Origin of the sequence: Azospirillum sp. Sh1 (assembly GCF_008365135.1) — a bacterium.
In the GTDB taxonomy this organism is placed as follows: domain Bacteria; phylum Pseudomonadota; class Alphaproteobacteria; order Azospirillales; family Azospirillaceae; genus Azospirillum; species Azospirillum oryzae.
The window spans coordinates 62524-76072 of the sequence record NZ_VTTK01000033.1 but is presented as its reverse complement, the minus strand read 5'-3'; the positions used below and the strand labels follow the sequence as shown (position 1 = coordinate 76072).

The following is a 13549-nucleotide window of genomic DNA, read 5'->3' as shown; positions in this document are numbered from 1 at the left end:
CAGCCCGGTAGCTCGTCAGGCTCATAACCTGAAGGCCGCAGGTTCAAATCCTGCCCCCGCAACCACCGACACTTGACGCCCCGGTTCGAAAGAGCCGGGGCGTTCGTGCGTCTGGGCCTTGCCCATCCGGGCGGTGCTCTCGCAGACCGCCAGGACGCCGGTAAGCGTCGTCTGGCGACTGCAGCGTGAACGGGTTGCCGATCCGCGGCGGTTGGCGAGCAGGACCTCGATGCCCTTGCGGGCGAACTGGCCGGCGACGGCCGCGCCGATGGCGCCCGAGCCCAGGATGGCATAAGTGGTCATGACGATGGTCCTTTCAGAATGACAGGTTGCCCTCGCCGACGGTGGAGATCACCGGGCCGAAGCTGTCCAGGAAGACGAACGGGCCGACTGACCGGCGCATGGCCGACGGCAGGGCGCGGCGGACCTGGAACCCGTCGCCGATGTCGCGGACGGCAGGCAGCAGGATGTGGTCGATGCCGGCGGAGGGGGCAACATGCCCCTGCCGATGATCCAGGAGGATCTGGACACCGGATGGCTGGTGCGGCTGGACATGCCTGACTGCAAGGGCGGTCCCTATCGGCTGCAGGCCGTCCATCGCACCGACAGCCCGCCGGGGCCGGTCGCCTCCTTCCTGATTTCCCGCTTCGAAGGCCAGATGGCGGGATGAGGAACCGCCGTTGATTGTTCCTGATCGTGCAACGGATTTCTTCGATCTGCTTGGTTTATCGTGCGTGTAAGAACGTTTAGTGTCCTTGCATTGACCGGCACGGCAATCCGTTCGCGTCCGGCCTGATCCCGATCTCTCCCAAAGATCCAAGGACGCGGATCATGAGCCAATCCACCTCCCTCTGCGTCGCCGCCGGCGATGTCCTGTCGACCCTTTCCTGCAAACTGCACAGCGCCGGCTGCTCCGTCGTTCGCGGGGTGCTGGACCTGTTGATGATGCCGTCGGGAAATCAGCGCCTTCTCGGCTGGCTCGGCAATCACCTGCTGTCGATCGCCGGTCAACTCGGCGGCGGTGCGTCGGACCTGATCCCGCTCCATTCCGACCTCCATTTCGCTGCCGTCGGCTCGTTTCTGACAGCAATCGGCTGTGCCGCGATTCTGGCGCTGCGCTCGCTCGGCACCGCGGTCGTGCTGGCGATCATCATGCTGATCGGTGCGCATGTTCTGATCCTGCTGTTGCCGCCGGACCTCGCCGCGTCGGTCAAGGGCGTCGAATTCGTGATGATCGCCGGCTTGCTCGCGGTCAGCGCTGCAGTCCGCCACTCACCGCATTGACCGAATTGTCCGCCTTGACAGGTAACTTATAACTTATAAGATTGCTGCATCGGATGGTCCGGTGCGGTGGGACGTCGCCGGCCTTCCGGGTTCCAAACAAGGAGGGTCGGATGACGACGAGACGGGCAGGGCGCCTTTGCGCGCCCATAGTGTTCGCCATACTGATTGCGTCCGGGTCATCGCATGCGCGTGACCTGACCGTCGTCGGGTTCGGCGGATCGTTGCAGGACGCGATGCGGACGGCCTATTTCGAGCCCTTTTCCAAACGGTCGGGTGCGCCGCTGATCGAGGAGTCCTACACCGGCGGCATCGCCAAGCTGAAGGCGATGAACCAGTCGCGGACGGTCACGTGGGACGTCCTGCAGATGGACGAGAACGAGATGACGCTGGCCTGCGACGAGGGGCTTCTCGAACCCTTCGACTGGAAAAGCCAGCCGAACGCCGCCGACATCATCCCGCAGGTCAAGGCGCCCTGCGGCGTCGGTGCCTTCGTCTGGTCGAAGGTGCTGGCCTTCGATCCGGCCAAGACCCCCGGTGTGAAATCCTGGGCGGATTTCTGGGACCTCAAGCGCTGGCCGGGCGAACGCGGCTTGCGCAAGCAGGCGCGCATGACGCTGGAGATCGCCCTGCTGGCCGACGGCGTCGCACCCGACAAGCTCTATGAGACGCTGGGCACCAAGGCGGGGGTGGACCGCGCCTTCGCCAAGCTGGACCAGATCAAGCCGCACATCCGCTGGTGGGTCAGCGGCGCGCAGCCGGTCGAATGGCTCGCCGCCGGCAATGTCGTCATGACCTCCGCCTACAACGGGCGGGTCGCCGCCGCCAACAAGGACGGGCGGTCCTTCACCATGCTGTGGACACAGCAGCTCTATTCCGCCGATTACTGGACGATACCCAAGGGCACCGACAAGCTGGCGGCGGCCAGGGAGTTGGTCGCCTACATGACCAGCGCCGATGCGCAGAAGCGCTTTGCCGAGACGATCCCCTACGGCGTCACCAACGGCCGCGCCTCCGCCCTGATCGATCCGAAAATCCAGCCGGACCTGCCGACCGCCCCGCAGAACATGGCGGGCGCGCTGATGATCGACACGCCCTTCTGGGTGAACAACGAGGATGAGTTGCAGCAGCGCTTCGAGCGCTGGGTCGCCCAATAGATCCGGGTTCACCGGGCCGGGTGCAGAGCCGACCGCAACCAGTTTCCTGAACAGGTGAGAAACATGATGCTTCACGCGACGCGCATCGTCGGATGCGCGCTGGCCGCCGGGCTGTTGTCCGCGCCGGCCCTGGCGCAATCCCCACAAACCGAGCAATTGACCGTCGTCGGCGCCGGCGGTGTGCTGCAGGACGCCGAACGCGCGGTGTTCTTCCGCCCCTTTGCCGATGCCAACAAGGTGCAGCTGACCGAGGATTCCTATTCGGGTCAGATGGCGAAGGTCCGCGCCATGGTCGATACCGGCAGCGTCAGCTGGGATGTGCTGCAGGTCGAACAGAACAGCCTGCTGAGCGGGTGCGAGGAAGGGCTGTTCGAGAAGATCGACTGGACCGGGATCGGCGACCGCAGGGATTTCATCGACGGGGCCTACAGCGAATGCGGTGTCGGCGCCTTCGTCTGGTCGATGGTGATGACCTATGACCGCTCCCGCACCGCCGACGGACCGAAGAGCTGGGCCGATTTCTGGAACGTTCAGCGCTGGCCGGGAAAGCGCGGACTGCGCCAGACCGCCAAGATGACGCTGGAGATCGCCCTGCTGGCCGATGGCGTGCCGCGTGAGGAGGTGTACAAGGTGTTGGCGACCCCGGCCGGGGTGGAGCGTGCCTTCGCGTCGCTCGACAGGCTCAAGCCGAATATCCTGTGGTGGACTTCCGGCGCCGAGCCGATCGAGCGGCTGGCTTCCGGCGACGTGGTCATGTCGGCCGCCTTCAACGGTCGGGTGGCGGCGGCCAACCAGGGCGGGCGGTCCTTCGCGCTCGCCTGGGACGGGCAGGTGCTGGGCGTCGATTACTGGGCGATCCCGAAGGGGGCGAAGAACCGGGCCACGGCGGAGCGATTCATCGCCTTCGCCAGCCGGCCGGAGGTGCAGGCGCGTTTCCCCAGCCACATCGCCTATGGCGTGACCAATCGCAAGGCGAACCTTGCCGTCGATCCGAAGCTGGCCGCCGACCTGCCGACGAGCCCCGCGAATTTCGCCCTGGCGGTCCCGCTCGACACCGCCTTCTGGGCCGACCATGGCGAGGCGTTGGAAGCGCGTTTTGCCAACTGGCGCTCCCGATGAACGGTGGAAAGGAGCGATGACGCGCATGACAACCACCACAGAAGCAATGGATGGGGCTTCGGCGCTGGCGCCGCCGTCCCTGTCGTCGCGTGCGAAGGCCCGGATGGTCTCGACCCTGCTGATCGCGCCGCTCGTCCTGTTCCTCACCCTGGTCTTCGTGCTGCCGCTGGGCGGCATGCTGGTGCATGCGGTGGAGAATGGCGAAGTGGGCGCGGCGTTGCCCGGCGTCGCAGCGGAGATGCGAGGCTGGACCGGCGAGGGCCTGCCGCCGGAGAGCGCCTATGCCGCGCTGGCCCGCGACCTGAAGGCCGCCTATGGCGAACCCCGCCTGGGCGAGGCGAGCCGGCGCCTGAATTACGAACGCTCCGGCTACCGCGCGCTGCTGACCAGGACCGCGCGGTCCGTCCGCGCCGTCGACCGGCCGCAGGCGGGCTGGGCGGCGGAACTGACCGCCATCGATCCGCGCTGGGGCGAGCCTGCCACCTGGGCGGCGCTGCGGCGGGCCAGCCCGCCGCTGACGCCCTATTACCTGCTGACGGCGCTCGACCTGCGGATGGACGACAACGGTTCGATCGCACGGGCTCCGGCGGAGGAGCGCATCTACATCGACACGCTGGGCCGCACCCTGTGGATCGGCTTCGTCACCACGCTCCTGTGCCTCGTGCTGGGCTTCCCGCTGGCCCATGCGTTGGTCAGCCTGCCGCGCGGCTTCGCGTCGGTGCTGATGGTCTGCGTGCTGCTGCCCTTCTGGACCTCGCTGCTGGTGCGGACCAGCGCCTGGATCGTCGTGCTGCAGAAGGAAGGCGTGCTGAACGGGCTGCTGACCCGGCTCGGCATCGTCGATGCGCCGCTGGAACTGGTGTTCAACCGCTTCGGTCTCTATGTCGCGATGGTGCATATCCTGCTGCCGTTCATGATCCTGCCGATCCTCAGCGTGATGAAGGGCATCTCGCCGTCCTACATGCGGGCCTCGGCCTCGCTGGGCGCCCATCCGGCGGTCGGCTTCCTCAAGGTCTATCTGCCGATGACGCTGCCGGGGGTCGGGGCGGGGTGCCTGATGACCTTCATCATCGGCGTCGGCTATTACATCACGCCCAGCCTGGTCGGCGGCGCCCGCGACCAGATGACCAGCTATTTCATCGCCTACTACGCGAACACCACCATCAATTGGGGCCTGTCCTCGGCGCTGGGGGCGATCCTGCTCGCCTGCATCATGCTGCTCTACGCGACGGTCGGGCGCCTGATCGGCGTCGGCCGCATCGCCGGCATCCAGTGAGGTCCCCGCGTCCGGAAGAGAGGCCAAACCATGTCCAATCCCACCCGTGTTCTCCACTATGCCTTCTGCTGTGCGATGATGGTCTTCCTGGTGGGGCCGATCCTGGCGGTCGTCCCGATTTCCTTCAGCTCCGCCGGCTTCCTGTCCTACCCGATCCCCGGCCTGTCGCTGCAATGGTACGAGAAGGTGATGGCGGCGTCCGGCCCCTGGCTGCCGGCGCTGCGCAACAGCCTGATCGTCGGCACCGGCGCCATGGCGCTGGCGACGCTGCTCGGTACGCTGGCGGCGCTGGGGCTGGCGCGCAACGACCTGCCGGGGCGGTCCTTCCTGCTCGGCCTGCTGATCGCGCCGATAGTGGTGCCGGTGGTGATCAGCGGCGTCGCCATGTATTTCCTGTTCGCGCGGATCGGCCTGACCGCCTCCTATCTCGGGCTGATCCTGGCGCATGCGGCGCTGGGCGCGCCCTTCGTCGTCATCACGGTGACGGCGACCCTGCGCAACTTCGACACCACCCTGGTGCGGGCGGCCTACAGCCTGGGCGCCTCGCCGGTGCGGGCCTTCCTGACCGTGACGCTGCCGCTGATCCTGCCGGGCGTGCTGTCCGGCGGCCTGTTCGCCTTCATCTTTTCCTTCGACGAGGTGGTGGTGGCGCTGTTCATCGGCGGGCCGGAGCAGCGGACCCTGCCGCGCCAGATGTTCGACGGCATCCGCGACACCATCGATCCGTCCATCCTGGCGATGTCGACCCTTCTGGTTGGCGTCACCATCGTCTTCATGGTCCTCCTCGCCCGGCTGGGGCGGGGGACCGGTTCAAAGCCTGGGAGCAACGCATGATCATCGTTACCGGCGGCACGCACGGCATCGGCCGCGCCTGTGTGGAGCGCCTGACCGGCGAAGGGCAGGCCGTCCTCTTCACCGGCCGGGACGAAGCGGCGGGGGCGGACCTCGCCGGCCGCTGCCCGGGCGCCGTCTTCCAGCGCGGCGACGTCGCCTCGCCCGACGACTGTGCCCGGGCGGTCGGGCGCGCGATGGACCTTGGCGATGGCCGCATCGACGGGCTGGTCAACAATGCCGGCATGTCGCGCCGCGTCGCCTTCGCCGAGGCGCAGGTGGAGGATTGGGACCAGGTGATGGCGGTGAACGCCCGCAGCGCCTTCCTGTTCACCCGCCTCGCCCTTCCGGGGCTGCGGGCGGCGCGCGGCGCGGTGGTGAACGTCGCCTCCGTCGCCGGCAAGATCGGGGAGGAGGGGCTGGCGATCTACTGCGCGTCCAAGGCGGCGGTGATCGGCATGACCCAGGCGCTGGCGCTGGAGTTCGGCGACGAGGTCCGTTTCAACGCCGTCTGCCCGGGCCAGATCGACACCCGCATGATGCAGGGCATCAAAACGCAAGCGATCAAGCGCCGCCGTCTGGAGCAGCGCATTCCCGCCGGCCGCTTCGGCGCGCCGGAGGAAGTCGCCGACGCGGTCGCCTGGCTGCTGTCGGAGCGGTCGAGCTACGTCAACGGCACTGTCCTGACCATCGACGGCGGCGAGACCGCCGGGATGCGTACCCCGCGCGGTCTGGACGAGGAGTGAGAAAAGGACTGCGCCCTGGCGCCGGTCAGGCCGGCGTCAGGGACTGGCCGACCTTTTCGAGATAGGGGATCAGGCTCTCGCCGCCGCGGATGATGTCGCGTTCGATGGCGGCCCGCGCGGCGGGGCCGTCATGGGCGCGCAGCGCGGCGATCAGCGCCAGATGCTCGTCGGCGCCGGCGTAATCGTCGTGTTCGACCTCGTTGTAGAAGACGTTCAGGATCGGCCCCATCGACACCCACAGGCTTTCGATCTGGCCGACCAGCATCTCCATCCCGGACAAACGGTAGACCGCGAAGTGGAAGTCGCGGTTGTACTGCAGCGCCGCCTTGACGTCGCGCGCGCGCTCCGCCGCGTCGAACCGGGCATGCGCCTCGGTCAGGCGGGCGATATCCTCCGCCGTGGCATGGGCAGCGCCGAGTTCCGCCGCCAGACCTTCCAGCGCGATGCGGATGGTGCGGATTTCCAGATAGCGCGACAGGCTGAGCCCCGGCACGCAGACGAAGCGGCCCGATCTCAGTTCCAGCCCCTGTTCGCTGACCAGCCGCAGGCAGGCCTCACGCACCGGCGTTATGCTGGTGCCCAGCTCGTCCGCCAGATCCTGCATGACCAGCCGCTGGCCCGGCTTGAAGCTCCCGGCGATCAGCGCTTCGCGCACCGCCACATAGGACCGCGCCGACAGGTTTCCCGGTTCGATCGGCTGCATTCGCACGACATCATCTCCTCACACACGGACGAACGGCAGGGGCTGCGCCGCGGCGTCGCCTCCTGCCGTCCTATAAGCTATAACACAGAAAGTCAGGCGCCGACCCGCATCGCCGGACGCAGCGCATGCAGCGTCTCCGCGATGGCGTCCAGCGTGCGGTCGATCAGCGCCTCGTCATGGGCGGTCGACAGGTAGAGGCGCTTCAGCGGCAGGGGCTGGAAGATGAACCGCTGCTCCACCAGCCGCCGACGGAAGGCGAGGTCGGCGGCGTTGTCGTTGCGCAGCAGATCCTCGTACCGCTCGAAGGCGCCCTGGAAGAAATAGAGCAGCCAGACCGAGCCGTAGCCGGCCGGCTGCGCCGGAATCCCCAGCCGCTCGACGATGGCCGACAGTCCCGTCCGCATGCGGTCGCCCAGCGCGAACAGCCGCTCGTAGGTGCCAGGCCGCTCCAGCTCGCCGATGGTCGCCAGCAGGGCCGCCAGCGACGGCGGCGTGCCGTTGAAGGTGCCGCCCATGAAGACCGCGCCTTCGCCGGTCCGCCCCAGCCGTTCCATCAGGTCGGCGCGGCCGGCCAGGATCCCGACCGGATGGCCGGACGCCACCGCCTTGCCGAAGGTGGCGAGGTCGGGCGTCACCCCGACGATGGACTGGTAGCCGCCCAGCGCGTGACGGAAACCGGTGATGACCTCGTCGAAGATCAGCACGGTGCCGTGGTCGGCGGTCAGACGGCGCAGGTCGCGCAGGAAGGCGTCATGGGCGATCACCGACCCCATATTGTGGGCGATCGGCTCGATGATGACCGCGGCGACCTCGCCCGGATGGGCGGACAGGTAATCCTCCACCGCCTGGGTGTCGTTGTAGGGCAGGACCACAGTGTGCCGCGCGGCGTCGAGCAGGATGCCGTCGCACACCGGGTCGTACTGCCCGATTCGGTCGGCGGGCGACTGCACGTTCATGGCGACGTAATCATGCCAGCCGTGATAGCCGCCCTGGAACTTGATGACGGTGCGCCGCCCGGTGGCGGCGCGGGCCAGCCGCAGCGCGTGGTAGGTCGCCTCCGACCCGCTGCTGCAGAAGGCCACCTGATCGGCGCAGGGGATCAGGCGGACCAGCGTTTCCGCCGCCTCGATCTCCAGATCCAGCGCCGCGGCGCCGATCAGGTCGATACGCTCGGACACCGCCGTCACGCGGTTACGCACCGCCGCTGCGCAGTGGCCCAGCATGTTGGCGCCGAAGCCGCAGTGATAGTCGACATGCTCGTTGCCGTCTGCGTCGTACAGGTACGGCCCGGCGGCGCGCACGAACACATAGGGATGCGCCAGTTGGCGGCTGGGGCTGAGCAGCCCGCCGGGCATGACGGCCCGCGCCCGCGCGGTCAGCGCGGCGTTGTCGGTTTCGATTGGCATGGTTGGTCCTCGTCGGGGCTGCCGGGACGGGCGGTGGATCGGCCCGTCCCGGCCGGCGGTGTCAGGCCAGGATGTCGCGGACGACCGTCTCGATGCCGGCGGCGTCGAGCTGGTAGTGGCGGTAGAGGTGCGTCGGCGGGGCGATCAGGCTGTATTCGTCGCGGATGCCGTGGCGGATCAGCACCGCCTTGGTGCCGGCCTCCGCCATCACCTCCGCCACCGCGCCGCCGAGCCCGCCGAGGATGTTGTGCTCCTCCATCGTCAGGATGATGCGGGAGCGTTCGGCCGCCGCCAGCACCGCGTCGCGGTCCAGCGGCTTGATCGTGTGCATGTCGATCAGCCCGACCGACAGGCCGGACGCCCGCAGCGCCCGCACCGCTTCGCGGGAGGGGTGGACCATGGTGCCGCAGGCGATGATGGTCAGGTCGGTGCCCGTTTCGTGCTCGATGGCTTTGCCGAACCGGAAATCCGGGAGGTCGTCATAGACGTTCGGCTCCTGCCCGCGGCCAATGCGGAAATAGATCGGTTCCGGATGGTCGGCCGATGCCTTGATCGCGGCGGCCAGCTGCGGCCCGTCGGCCGGATTGACCACGGTCAGCCCGGCGATGGAGCGCATGATCGCCAGATCCTCGGTCGCATGGTGCGAGGTGCCGTAGAAGCCGAGAGCGATGCCGGCATGGTGCCCGATCAGCCGCACCGGCAGGGCGGAATAGGCGACGTCCATGCGGATCTGCTCGCAGCACAGCAGCCCGAGGAAGGAGGCGAAGGTCGCAACGAAGGGCATCACGCCGGTGGTGGCGATGCCGGCCGCCGCGGACACCATGTTCTGCTCCGAGATGCCGAACTGGATGAAGCGGTCGGGGTACCGGGCGGCGAAGCGGGCGAGCCCGTTGGAATATTGCAGGTCGGCGGTCCCGGCCATCACCGGGTGGCCGTCCTCCACCAGCGCCGACAGCGCATCCGACAGGTAGGACAGGCCGGGCGCGCGAGCATTGAGCTGCCGGTATTGCCAGCTGCCGGGATTGACCGGCCCGGCGAGGGTGTTGGTGGCGGTCATTGCGCGTCTCCGTGGGGGATGGCGGGGCCGGCGGGCTGCCCCATGATCTCGGCGATGGCGGCGGCCTCGTCCTCCGGCGCCAGATAGCCCAGGTGCCAGCCGGCCTCCCGCTCCATGTAGCCGACGCCCTTGCCCTTCAGCGTCCTGGCGATGACGCAGGCCGGCTTCCGGCGGGTCTTGTCCTGCTTCAGCCGGCGGAACAGGGTGGCGAGGGCGGCGACGTCGTGGCCGTCCACCTCATGCACCTCCCAGCCGAAGGCGCGCCATTTGTCGGCCAGCGGCTCGATCCCCATCACCTCGTCGACTTGGCCGTCAAGCTGATAGCCGTTGCGGTCGACGATGGCGATCAGGTTGCCGGCCTTCTGGTGGGCGGCGGCCATCGCCGCTTCCCACACCTGCCCCTCCTGCATCTCGCCGTCACCGAGCATCACATAGACGTCGAAGCGCCGGCCCATCATCCGGCCGCCCATCACCATGCCGAGGCCGGCGGACAGCGCGTGCCCGATGGAGCCGGAGCTGAAATCCACCCCCGGCACCTTGGTCATGTCCGGGTGGTCGCCCAGCGGGTTGCCGAGCCGGGTGTAACCGTCCAGCAGTTCCTTCGGGAAGAACCCCCAGTCGGCCAGCAGCGGGTAGAGCCCGACCGCCGCATGGCCCTTGCCCATCAGGAAGCGGTCGCGGTCCGGCCAGCGCGGCTCTCCGTGCCTCAGGCGCATGGCGTCGTAATAGAGCGTCGCGAACAGCTCCGCGCAGGAAAAGGTCGAGGAATAGTGGCCGACCTTGGCGATGGCGATCAGCCGGATCGTCTCCAGCCGGACATGCCGGGCGCGTTCCTCCAGATGGGCGATGGTTTCAGGAGTTGGGGTTTCGGGCGCCAGAAATTCGGGCGTCAGGGTTCGGCCGGCGCCCATGGGATCGGGCGCCGGTCCGGCGATGGCGGTCGTTGGCATGGTAATCCTGTCAGCGGATCGGCGCTGGATCGTAAGCGGCGGGGTACAAGGGCGCGCCGAATTGCCCTCGACATTTTATAACTTATAAGATACAAGTTGGGAATGGCAAGCGCGACGTTGCCGCCCGTTCCGCCGCGGTCCGCGGTCGAAGCGCAGTCCGTGCGCCTTACTCATTCCCCCGCAATCAGGAAGAGCCGTTCCCATGACCAACGCCCTTCGTGCCTTGGACATCGACCTGCATCTGCATTCGCAAACCAATGCCCGCGCCCATGAAGATCGCGGCCCGCTCACCCTGGTGCGGGGCGACGGCGTCCATGTCATGGACGAATCCGGCCGCCGCTATATCGAGGGGATGGCCGGGCTGTGGTGTGCGTCGCTCGGCTTCGAAGAGGCGCGGCTGGCAGAGGTCGCCGCCCGCCAGATGCGGACGCTGGCGACCTATCACACCTTCAACCACCGCACGAACGATGCCTGCGTGGCGCTGGCGGAGGCGATTTCGGCCATCTCGCCGATCAGGGGCGGCAGGATCTTCTTCGCCAATTCGGGGTCGGAGGCCAACGACACCATGGTGAAGCTGGCCTGGTACTACAACGCCGCGCGCGGCCGGCCGGAGAAGCGCAAGATCATCAGCCGCACCGGCGCCTTCCATGGCAGCACGGTTATGGGGGCGGCGCTCAGCGGCCTGCCGCACATGCACCGTGCCTTCAACCTGCCGGACCAGGGCGTGGTCTTCACCGCCTGTCCCAACCATGCCCGCCATGCCGAACCCGGCGAAAGCCAGGAGGATTATGCGACGCGGCTGGCGGCCGAACTGGAGGCGCTGATCCAGGCGGAAGGCGCCGACAGCATCGCGGCGATGATCGCCGAACCGGTGATGGGGGCGGGCGGGGTGATCCTGCCGCCGGAGACCTACTTCCCCAAAATCCAGGCGGTGCTGGCCCGTTATGACATCCTGCTGCTGGCCGACGAGGTGATCTGCGGGTTCGGCCGTACCGGCAACTGGTTCGGCAGCCAGACCTTCGGCTTCCTGCCGGACATGATGTCGATGGCGAAGGGGTTGTCGTCGGGCGCCATCCCCATCGCCGCGGTGGCGCTGAGCGACCGCATCTATCAGGCGATCGCCGACCAGAGCGCGGAGATCGGCGTCTTCGGCCACGGCTTTACCTATTCCGGCCATCCGGTGTCGGCGGCGGTCGCGACCGAGGCGATCCGCATCTATCACGAGATCGACGTGGTCGGCCGCGCCCGCCGGCTGGGCGCCCATCTGCGCGCCGCGCTGGACGAGGCGCTGGCCGGGCACCCGCTGGTCGGCGAGATCCGCAGCGTCGGCCTGCTGGCCGGCATCGGCCTGACCGCCGACCCGGCGACCGGCCGCGAGTTCGATCCTGCCCTGCGGGTCGGTGCGCAGGTGGAGCGGCGCTGCCTCGCCCATGGCGCGATCATCCGCAACATGGGCGACAACATCGCGCTCTGCCCGCCCTACGTCATCGAACCCGGCCAGATCGACGCACTGGTCGAGCGGCTGCGCGCCGCGCTGGACGATGTCGCCGACACGCTGTCCCGTGACAGCCTCGCCGCCTGAAGGGGACCATTATGACCTATCTCGATCTGCTTGATCAGGCCCGCCTGATCCGCGACGGCGAGGTCAGCGCCGCCGACCTGCTCGATGCCACCATCGCCCGCATCGAGGCGGTGAACCCGGTGCTGAACGCGGTGATCCTGCCGCTCTACGACCAGGCCCGCGCCGCGCTCGCGAACGGTGAGGCGTCCTCCGGTCCCTTCGCCGGCGCGCCGTTCCTGATCAAGGACCTCTACTGCCATGTCAGCGGCACGCCGACCACCGGCGCCTCCCGCCTGTTGGCCGGGGCCGTCGTCGACCATGACAGCGAACTGATGGCGCGCTACCGCCGCGCCGGTCTGCTGACGGTCGGCAAGACCAACCTGTGCGAATTCGGCACGCTCGGCACGACGGAGCCGGTGCTGTTCGGTCCGACCCGCAACCCGTGGGACCCGAGCCGCTCCAGCGGCGGGTCGAGCGGCGGTGCCGCGGCGGCGGTGGCGGGCGGCATGGTGCCGGCGGCCCATGGCGGCGACGGCGCCGGCTCCATCCGCATTCCCGCGTCCTGCTGCGGGTTGTTCGGCCTGAAGCCGACGCGGGGACGCATCACCATGGGTCCCGACCTGGGCGACAGCCTGGGCGGCATCGTCAACGAACATGTGGTGACGATGACCGTACGCGACAGCGCGGCCCTGCTCGACGCCACCCACGGGCCGATGGCCGGCGATCCCTACAGCGCGGCACCGCCGGCGGAGAGCTTCCTGTCGCAGGTCGGCCGCGAGCCGGGGCGATTGCGCATCGCGGTTACCGACCAGTCGCTGCTGGGCACCGATGTGGACCCGGACTGCGTGGCCGCGGTGCGCGACACCGCGCGTCTCTGCGCCGAGTTGGGGCATGACGTCGAAATCGCCGCCCCGGCCTTCGACGCGGAGCAGTACCAGTCGGCCTATCGCCGTTTCTGGTCAATGACGGCGACGCGCAGCCTGTGGAGTATCGGCCGCGCCACCAACCGCTCTCCCGCCGCCCTGGCGGAAGAGGTCGAGCCCTTCAACCGCTACCTGTTCGAGCGCGGCAGCCGCATCCTGGCGGCGGATTACGTGACCGATCTCGGCTGGTTCCACGGCTTCTCCCGCATCCTCGGGCGCTTTCTGGAACGCTACGATGTCTGGCTGACGCCGACGCTGGGCTCACCGCCGCCGAAGCTCGGCCATTTCGATGCCGGGCTGCATGGCGGGGAAGCCGTGATGGACCGCTTCATGCAGTTCCTGGCCTTCACCACCTTCGCCAACATGGCCGGCCTGCCGGCGATGAGCGTTCCGCTGTCCTGGAACGCCGAAGGACTGCCGGTCGGCTCGCAGTTCACCGGCCGCGCCGGAGACGAGGCGACGCTGTTCCGTCTCGCCGGCCAGTTGGAACGCGCCCGCCCCTGGCGGGACCGCCGCCCGCCCGTTCACGCCGCCTGACC

Annotated in this window: 14 protein-coding genes; 9 read left to right on the top strand and 5 right to left on the bottom strand. The window is 68.4% G+C overall.

Annotation, left to right across the window (positions count from 1 at the left end; translation table 11 throughout):
- Positions 1 to 21 precede the first annotated feature (21 nt).
- On the bottom strand, positions 22 to 303 hold the full coding sequence (locus FZ029_RS25635; protein WP_149272513.1) for an NAD(P)-binding domain-containing protein: 282 nt from the start codon (positions 301 to 303) through the stop codon (positions 22 to 24).
- Positions 304 to 496: 193 nt separating this feature from the next.
- Here FZ029_RS25635 and FZ029_RS25630 point away from each other — a divergent pair, with 193 nt between their 5' ends.
- From FZ029_RS25630 to FZ029_RS25600, 7 genes are all read left to right on the top strand, one after another.
- Positions 497 to 670, top strand: coding sequence for a hypothetical protein (locus FZ029_RS25630; protein ID WP_211104214.1), 174 nt, complete (start codon positions 497 to 499; stop codon positions 668 to 670).
- 161 nt (positions 671 to 831) lie between these two features.
- A complete protein-coding gene (locus tag FZ029_RS25625; RefSeq protein WP_149272512.1) occupies positions 832 to 1284 on the top strand; it encodes a hypothetical protein in 453 nt (150 codons plus the stop codon).
- A gap of 233 nt (positions 1285 to 1517) precedes the next feature.
- The gene (locus FZ029_RS25620) at positions 1518 to 2438 is read left to right on the top strand and encodes an ABC transporter substrate-binding protein (protein WP_211104213.1); all 921 of its coding nucleotides are present in this window, start codon (positions 1518 to 1520) and stop codon (positions 2436 to 2438) included.
- Positions 2439 to 2501: 63 nt separating this feature from the next.
- On the top strand, positions 2502 to 3557 hold the full coding sequence (locus FZ029_RS25615) for an ABC transporter substrate-binding protein (RefSeq protein WP_149272510.1): 1056 nt from the start codon (positions 2502 to 2504) through the stop codon (positions 3555 to 3557).
- Between the two features lie 25 nt (positions 3558 to 3582).
- Entirely contained in the window at positions 3583 to 4833 is a 1251-nt protein-coding gene (locus tag FZ029_RS25610; RefSeq protein WP_149272509.1) for an ABC transporter permease, read from the top strand.
- A 30-nt stretch (positions 4834 to 4863) separates the two neighbouring features.
- Positions 4864 to 5667, top strand: coding sequence for an ABC transporter permease (locus FZ029_RS25605; RefSeq protein ID WP_149272508.1), 804 nt, complete (start codon positions 4864 to 4866; stop codon positions 5665 to 5667).
- Positions 5664 to 6410, top strand: a complete 747-nt coding sequence (locus FZ029_RS25600) for an SDR family oxidoreductase (protein ID WP_149272507.1) — start codon at positions 5664 to 5666, stop codon at positions 6408 to 6410. Before FZ029_RS25605 ends, FZ029_RS25600 begins: the two co-directional genes overlap by 4 nt.
- A gap of 25 nt (positions 6411 to 6435) precedes the next feature.
- Here the strand turns inward: FZ029_RS25600 and FZ029_RS25595 are convergent, their stop codons facing one another.
- The 4 genes from FZ029_RS25595 to FZ029_RS25580 form a co-directional block, all read right to left on the bottom strand.
- Positions 6436 to 7113, bottom strand: a complete 678-nt coding sequence (locus tag FZ029_RS25595) for a GntR family transcriptional regulator (RefSeq protein ID WP_247892501.1) — start codon at positions 7111 to 7113, stop codon at positions 6436 to 6438.
- A gap of 92 nt (positions 7114 to 7205) precedes the next feature.
- Complete coding sequence (locus tag FZ029_RS25590; RefSeq protein ID WP_211104212.1) at positions 7206 to 8519, bottom strand: aspartate aminotransferase family protein; 1314 nt, start codon at positions 8517 to 8519, stop codon at positions 7206 to 7208.
- Between the two features lie 61 nt (positions 8520 to 8580).
- Entirely contained in the window at positions 8581 to 9576 is a 996-nt protein-coding gene (locus tag FZ029_RS25585; RefSeq protein WP_149272505.1) for a transketolase C-terminal domain-containing protein, read from the bottom strand.
- The gene (locus FZ029_RS25580) at positions 9573 to 10526 is read right to left on the bottom strand and encodes a transketolase (protein ID WP_211104211.1); all 954 of its coding nucleotides are present in this window, start codon (positions 10524 to 10526) and stop codon (positions 9573 to 9575) included. The genes FZ029_RS25585 and FZ029_RS25580 overlap by 4 nt, the downstream gene beginning before the upstream one ends.
- Positions 10527 to 10728: 202 nt before the next feature.
- On the opposite strand from FZ029_RS25580, the gene FZ029_RS25575 reads away from it, so the two are divergent.
- Together FZ029_RS25575 and FZ029_RS25570 are read left to right on the top strand one after the other, a co-directional pair.
- Positions 10729 to 12108, top strand: coding sequence for an aminotransferase (locus tag FZ029_RS25575; protein WP_149272504.1), 1380 nt, complete (start codon positions 10729 to 10731; stop codon positions 12106 to 12108).
- An 11-nt stretch (positions 12109 to 12119) separates the two neighbouring features.
- Entirely contained in the window at positions 12120 to 13547 is a 1428-nt protein-coding gene (locus FZ029_RS25570) for an amidase (protein ID WP_149272503.1), read from the top strand.
- Positions 13548 to 13549: the final 2 nt, after the last annotated feature.

Bases quoted from the DNA above. Each gene is read 5' to 3' on its own strand.
- FZ029_RS25590 (WP_211104212.1), bottom strand. From the start codon at position 8,519: ATGCCAATCGAAACCGACAACGCCGCGCTGACCGCGCGGGCGCGGGCC.
- FZ029_RS25610 (WP_149272509.1), top strand. From the start codon at position 3,583: ATGACAACCACCACAGAAGCAATGGATGGGGCTTCGGCGCTGGCGCCG.
- FZ029_RS25605 (WP_149272508.1), top strand. From the start codon at position 4,864: ATGTCCAATCCCACCCGTGTTCTCCACTATGCCTTCTGCTGTGCGATG.
- FZ029_RS25615 (WP_149272510.1), top strand. From the start codon at position 2,502: ATGATGCTTCACGCGACGCGCATCGTCGGATGCGCGCTGGCCGCCGGG.
- FZ029_RS25595 (WP_247892501.1), bottom strand. From the start codon at position 7,113: ATGCAGCCGATCGAACCGGGAAACCTGTCGGCGCGGTCCTATGTGGCG.
- FZ029_RS25570 (WP_149272503.1), top strand. From the start codon at position 12,120: ATGACCTATCTCGATCTGCTTGATCAGGCCCGCCTGATCCGCGACGGC.
- FZ029_RS25620 (WP_211104213.1), top strand. From the start codon at position 1,518: ATGCGGACGGCCTATTTCGAGCCCTTTTCCAAACGGTCGGGTGCGCCG.
- FZ029_RS25575 (WP_149272504.1), top strand. From the start codon at position 10,729: ATGACCAACGCCCTTCGTGCCTTGGACATCGACCTGCATCTGCATTCG.
- FZ029_RS25580 (WP_211104211.1), bottom strand. From the start codon at position 10,526: ATGCCAACGACCGCCATCGCCGGACCGGCGCCCGATCCCATGGGCGCC.
- FZ029_RS25600 (WP_149272507.1), top strand. From the start codon at position 5,664: ATGATCATCGTTACCGGCGGCACGCACGGCATCGGCCGCGCCTGTGTG.
- FZ029_RS25630 (WP_211104214.1), top strand. From the start codon at position 497: ATGCCCCTGCCGATGATCCAGGAGGATCTGGACACCGGATGGCTGGTG.
- FZ029_RS25625 (WP_149272512.1), top strand. From the start codon at position 832: ATGAGCCAATCCACCTCCCTCTGCGTCGCCGCCGGCGATGTCCTGTCG.
- FZ029_RS25635 (WP_149272513.1), bottom strand. From the start codon at position 303: ATGACCACTTATGCCATCCTGGGCTCGGGCGCCATCGGCGCGGCCGTC.
- FZ029_RS25585 (WP_149272505.1), bottom strand. From the start codon at position 9,576: ATGACCGCCACCAACACCCTCGCCGGGCCGGTCAATCCCGGCAGCTGG.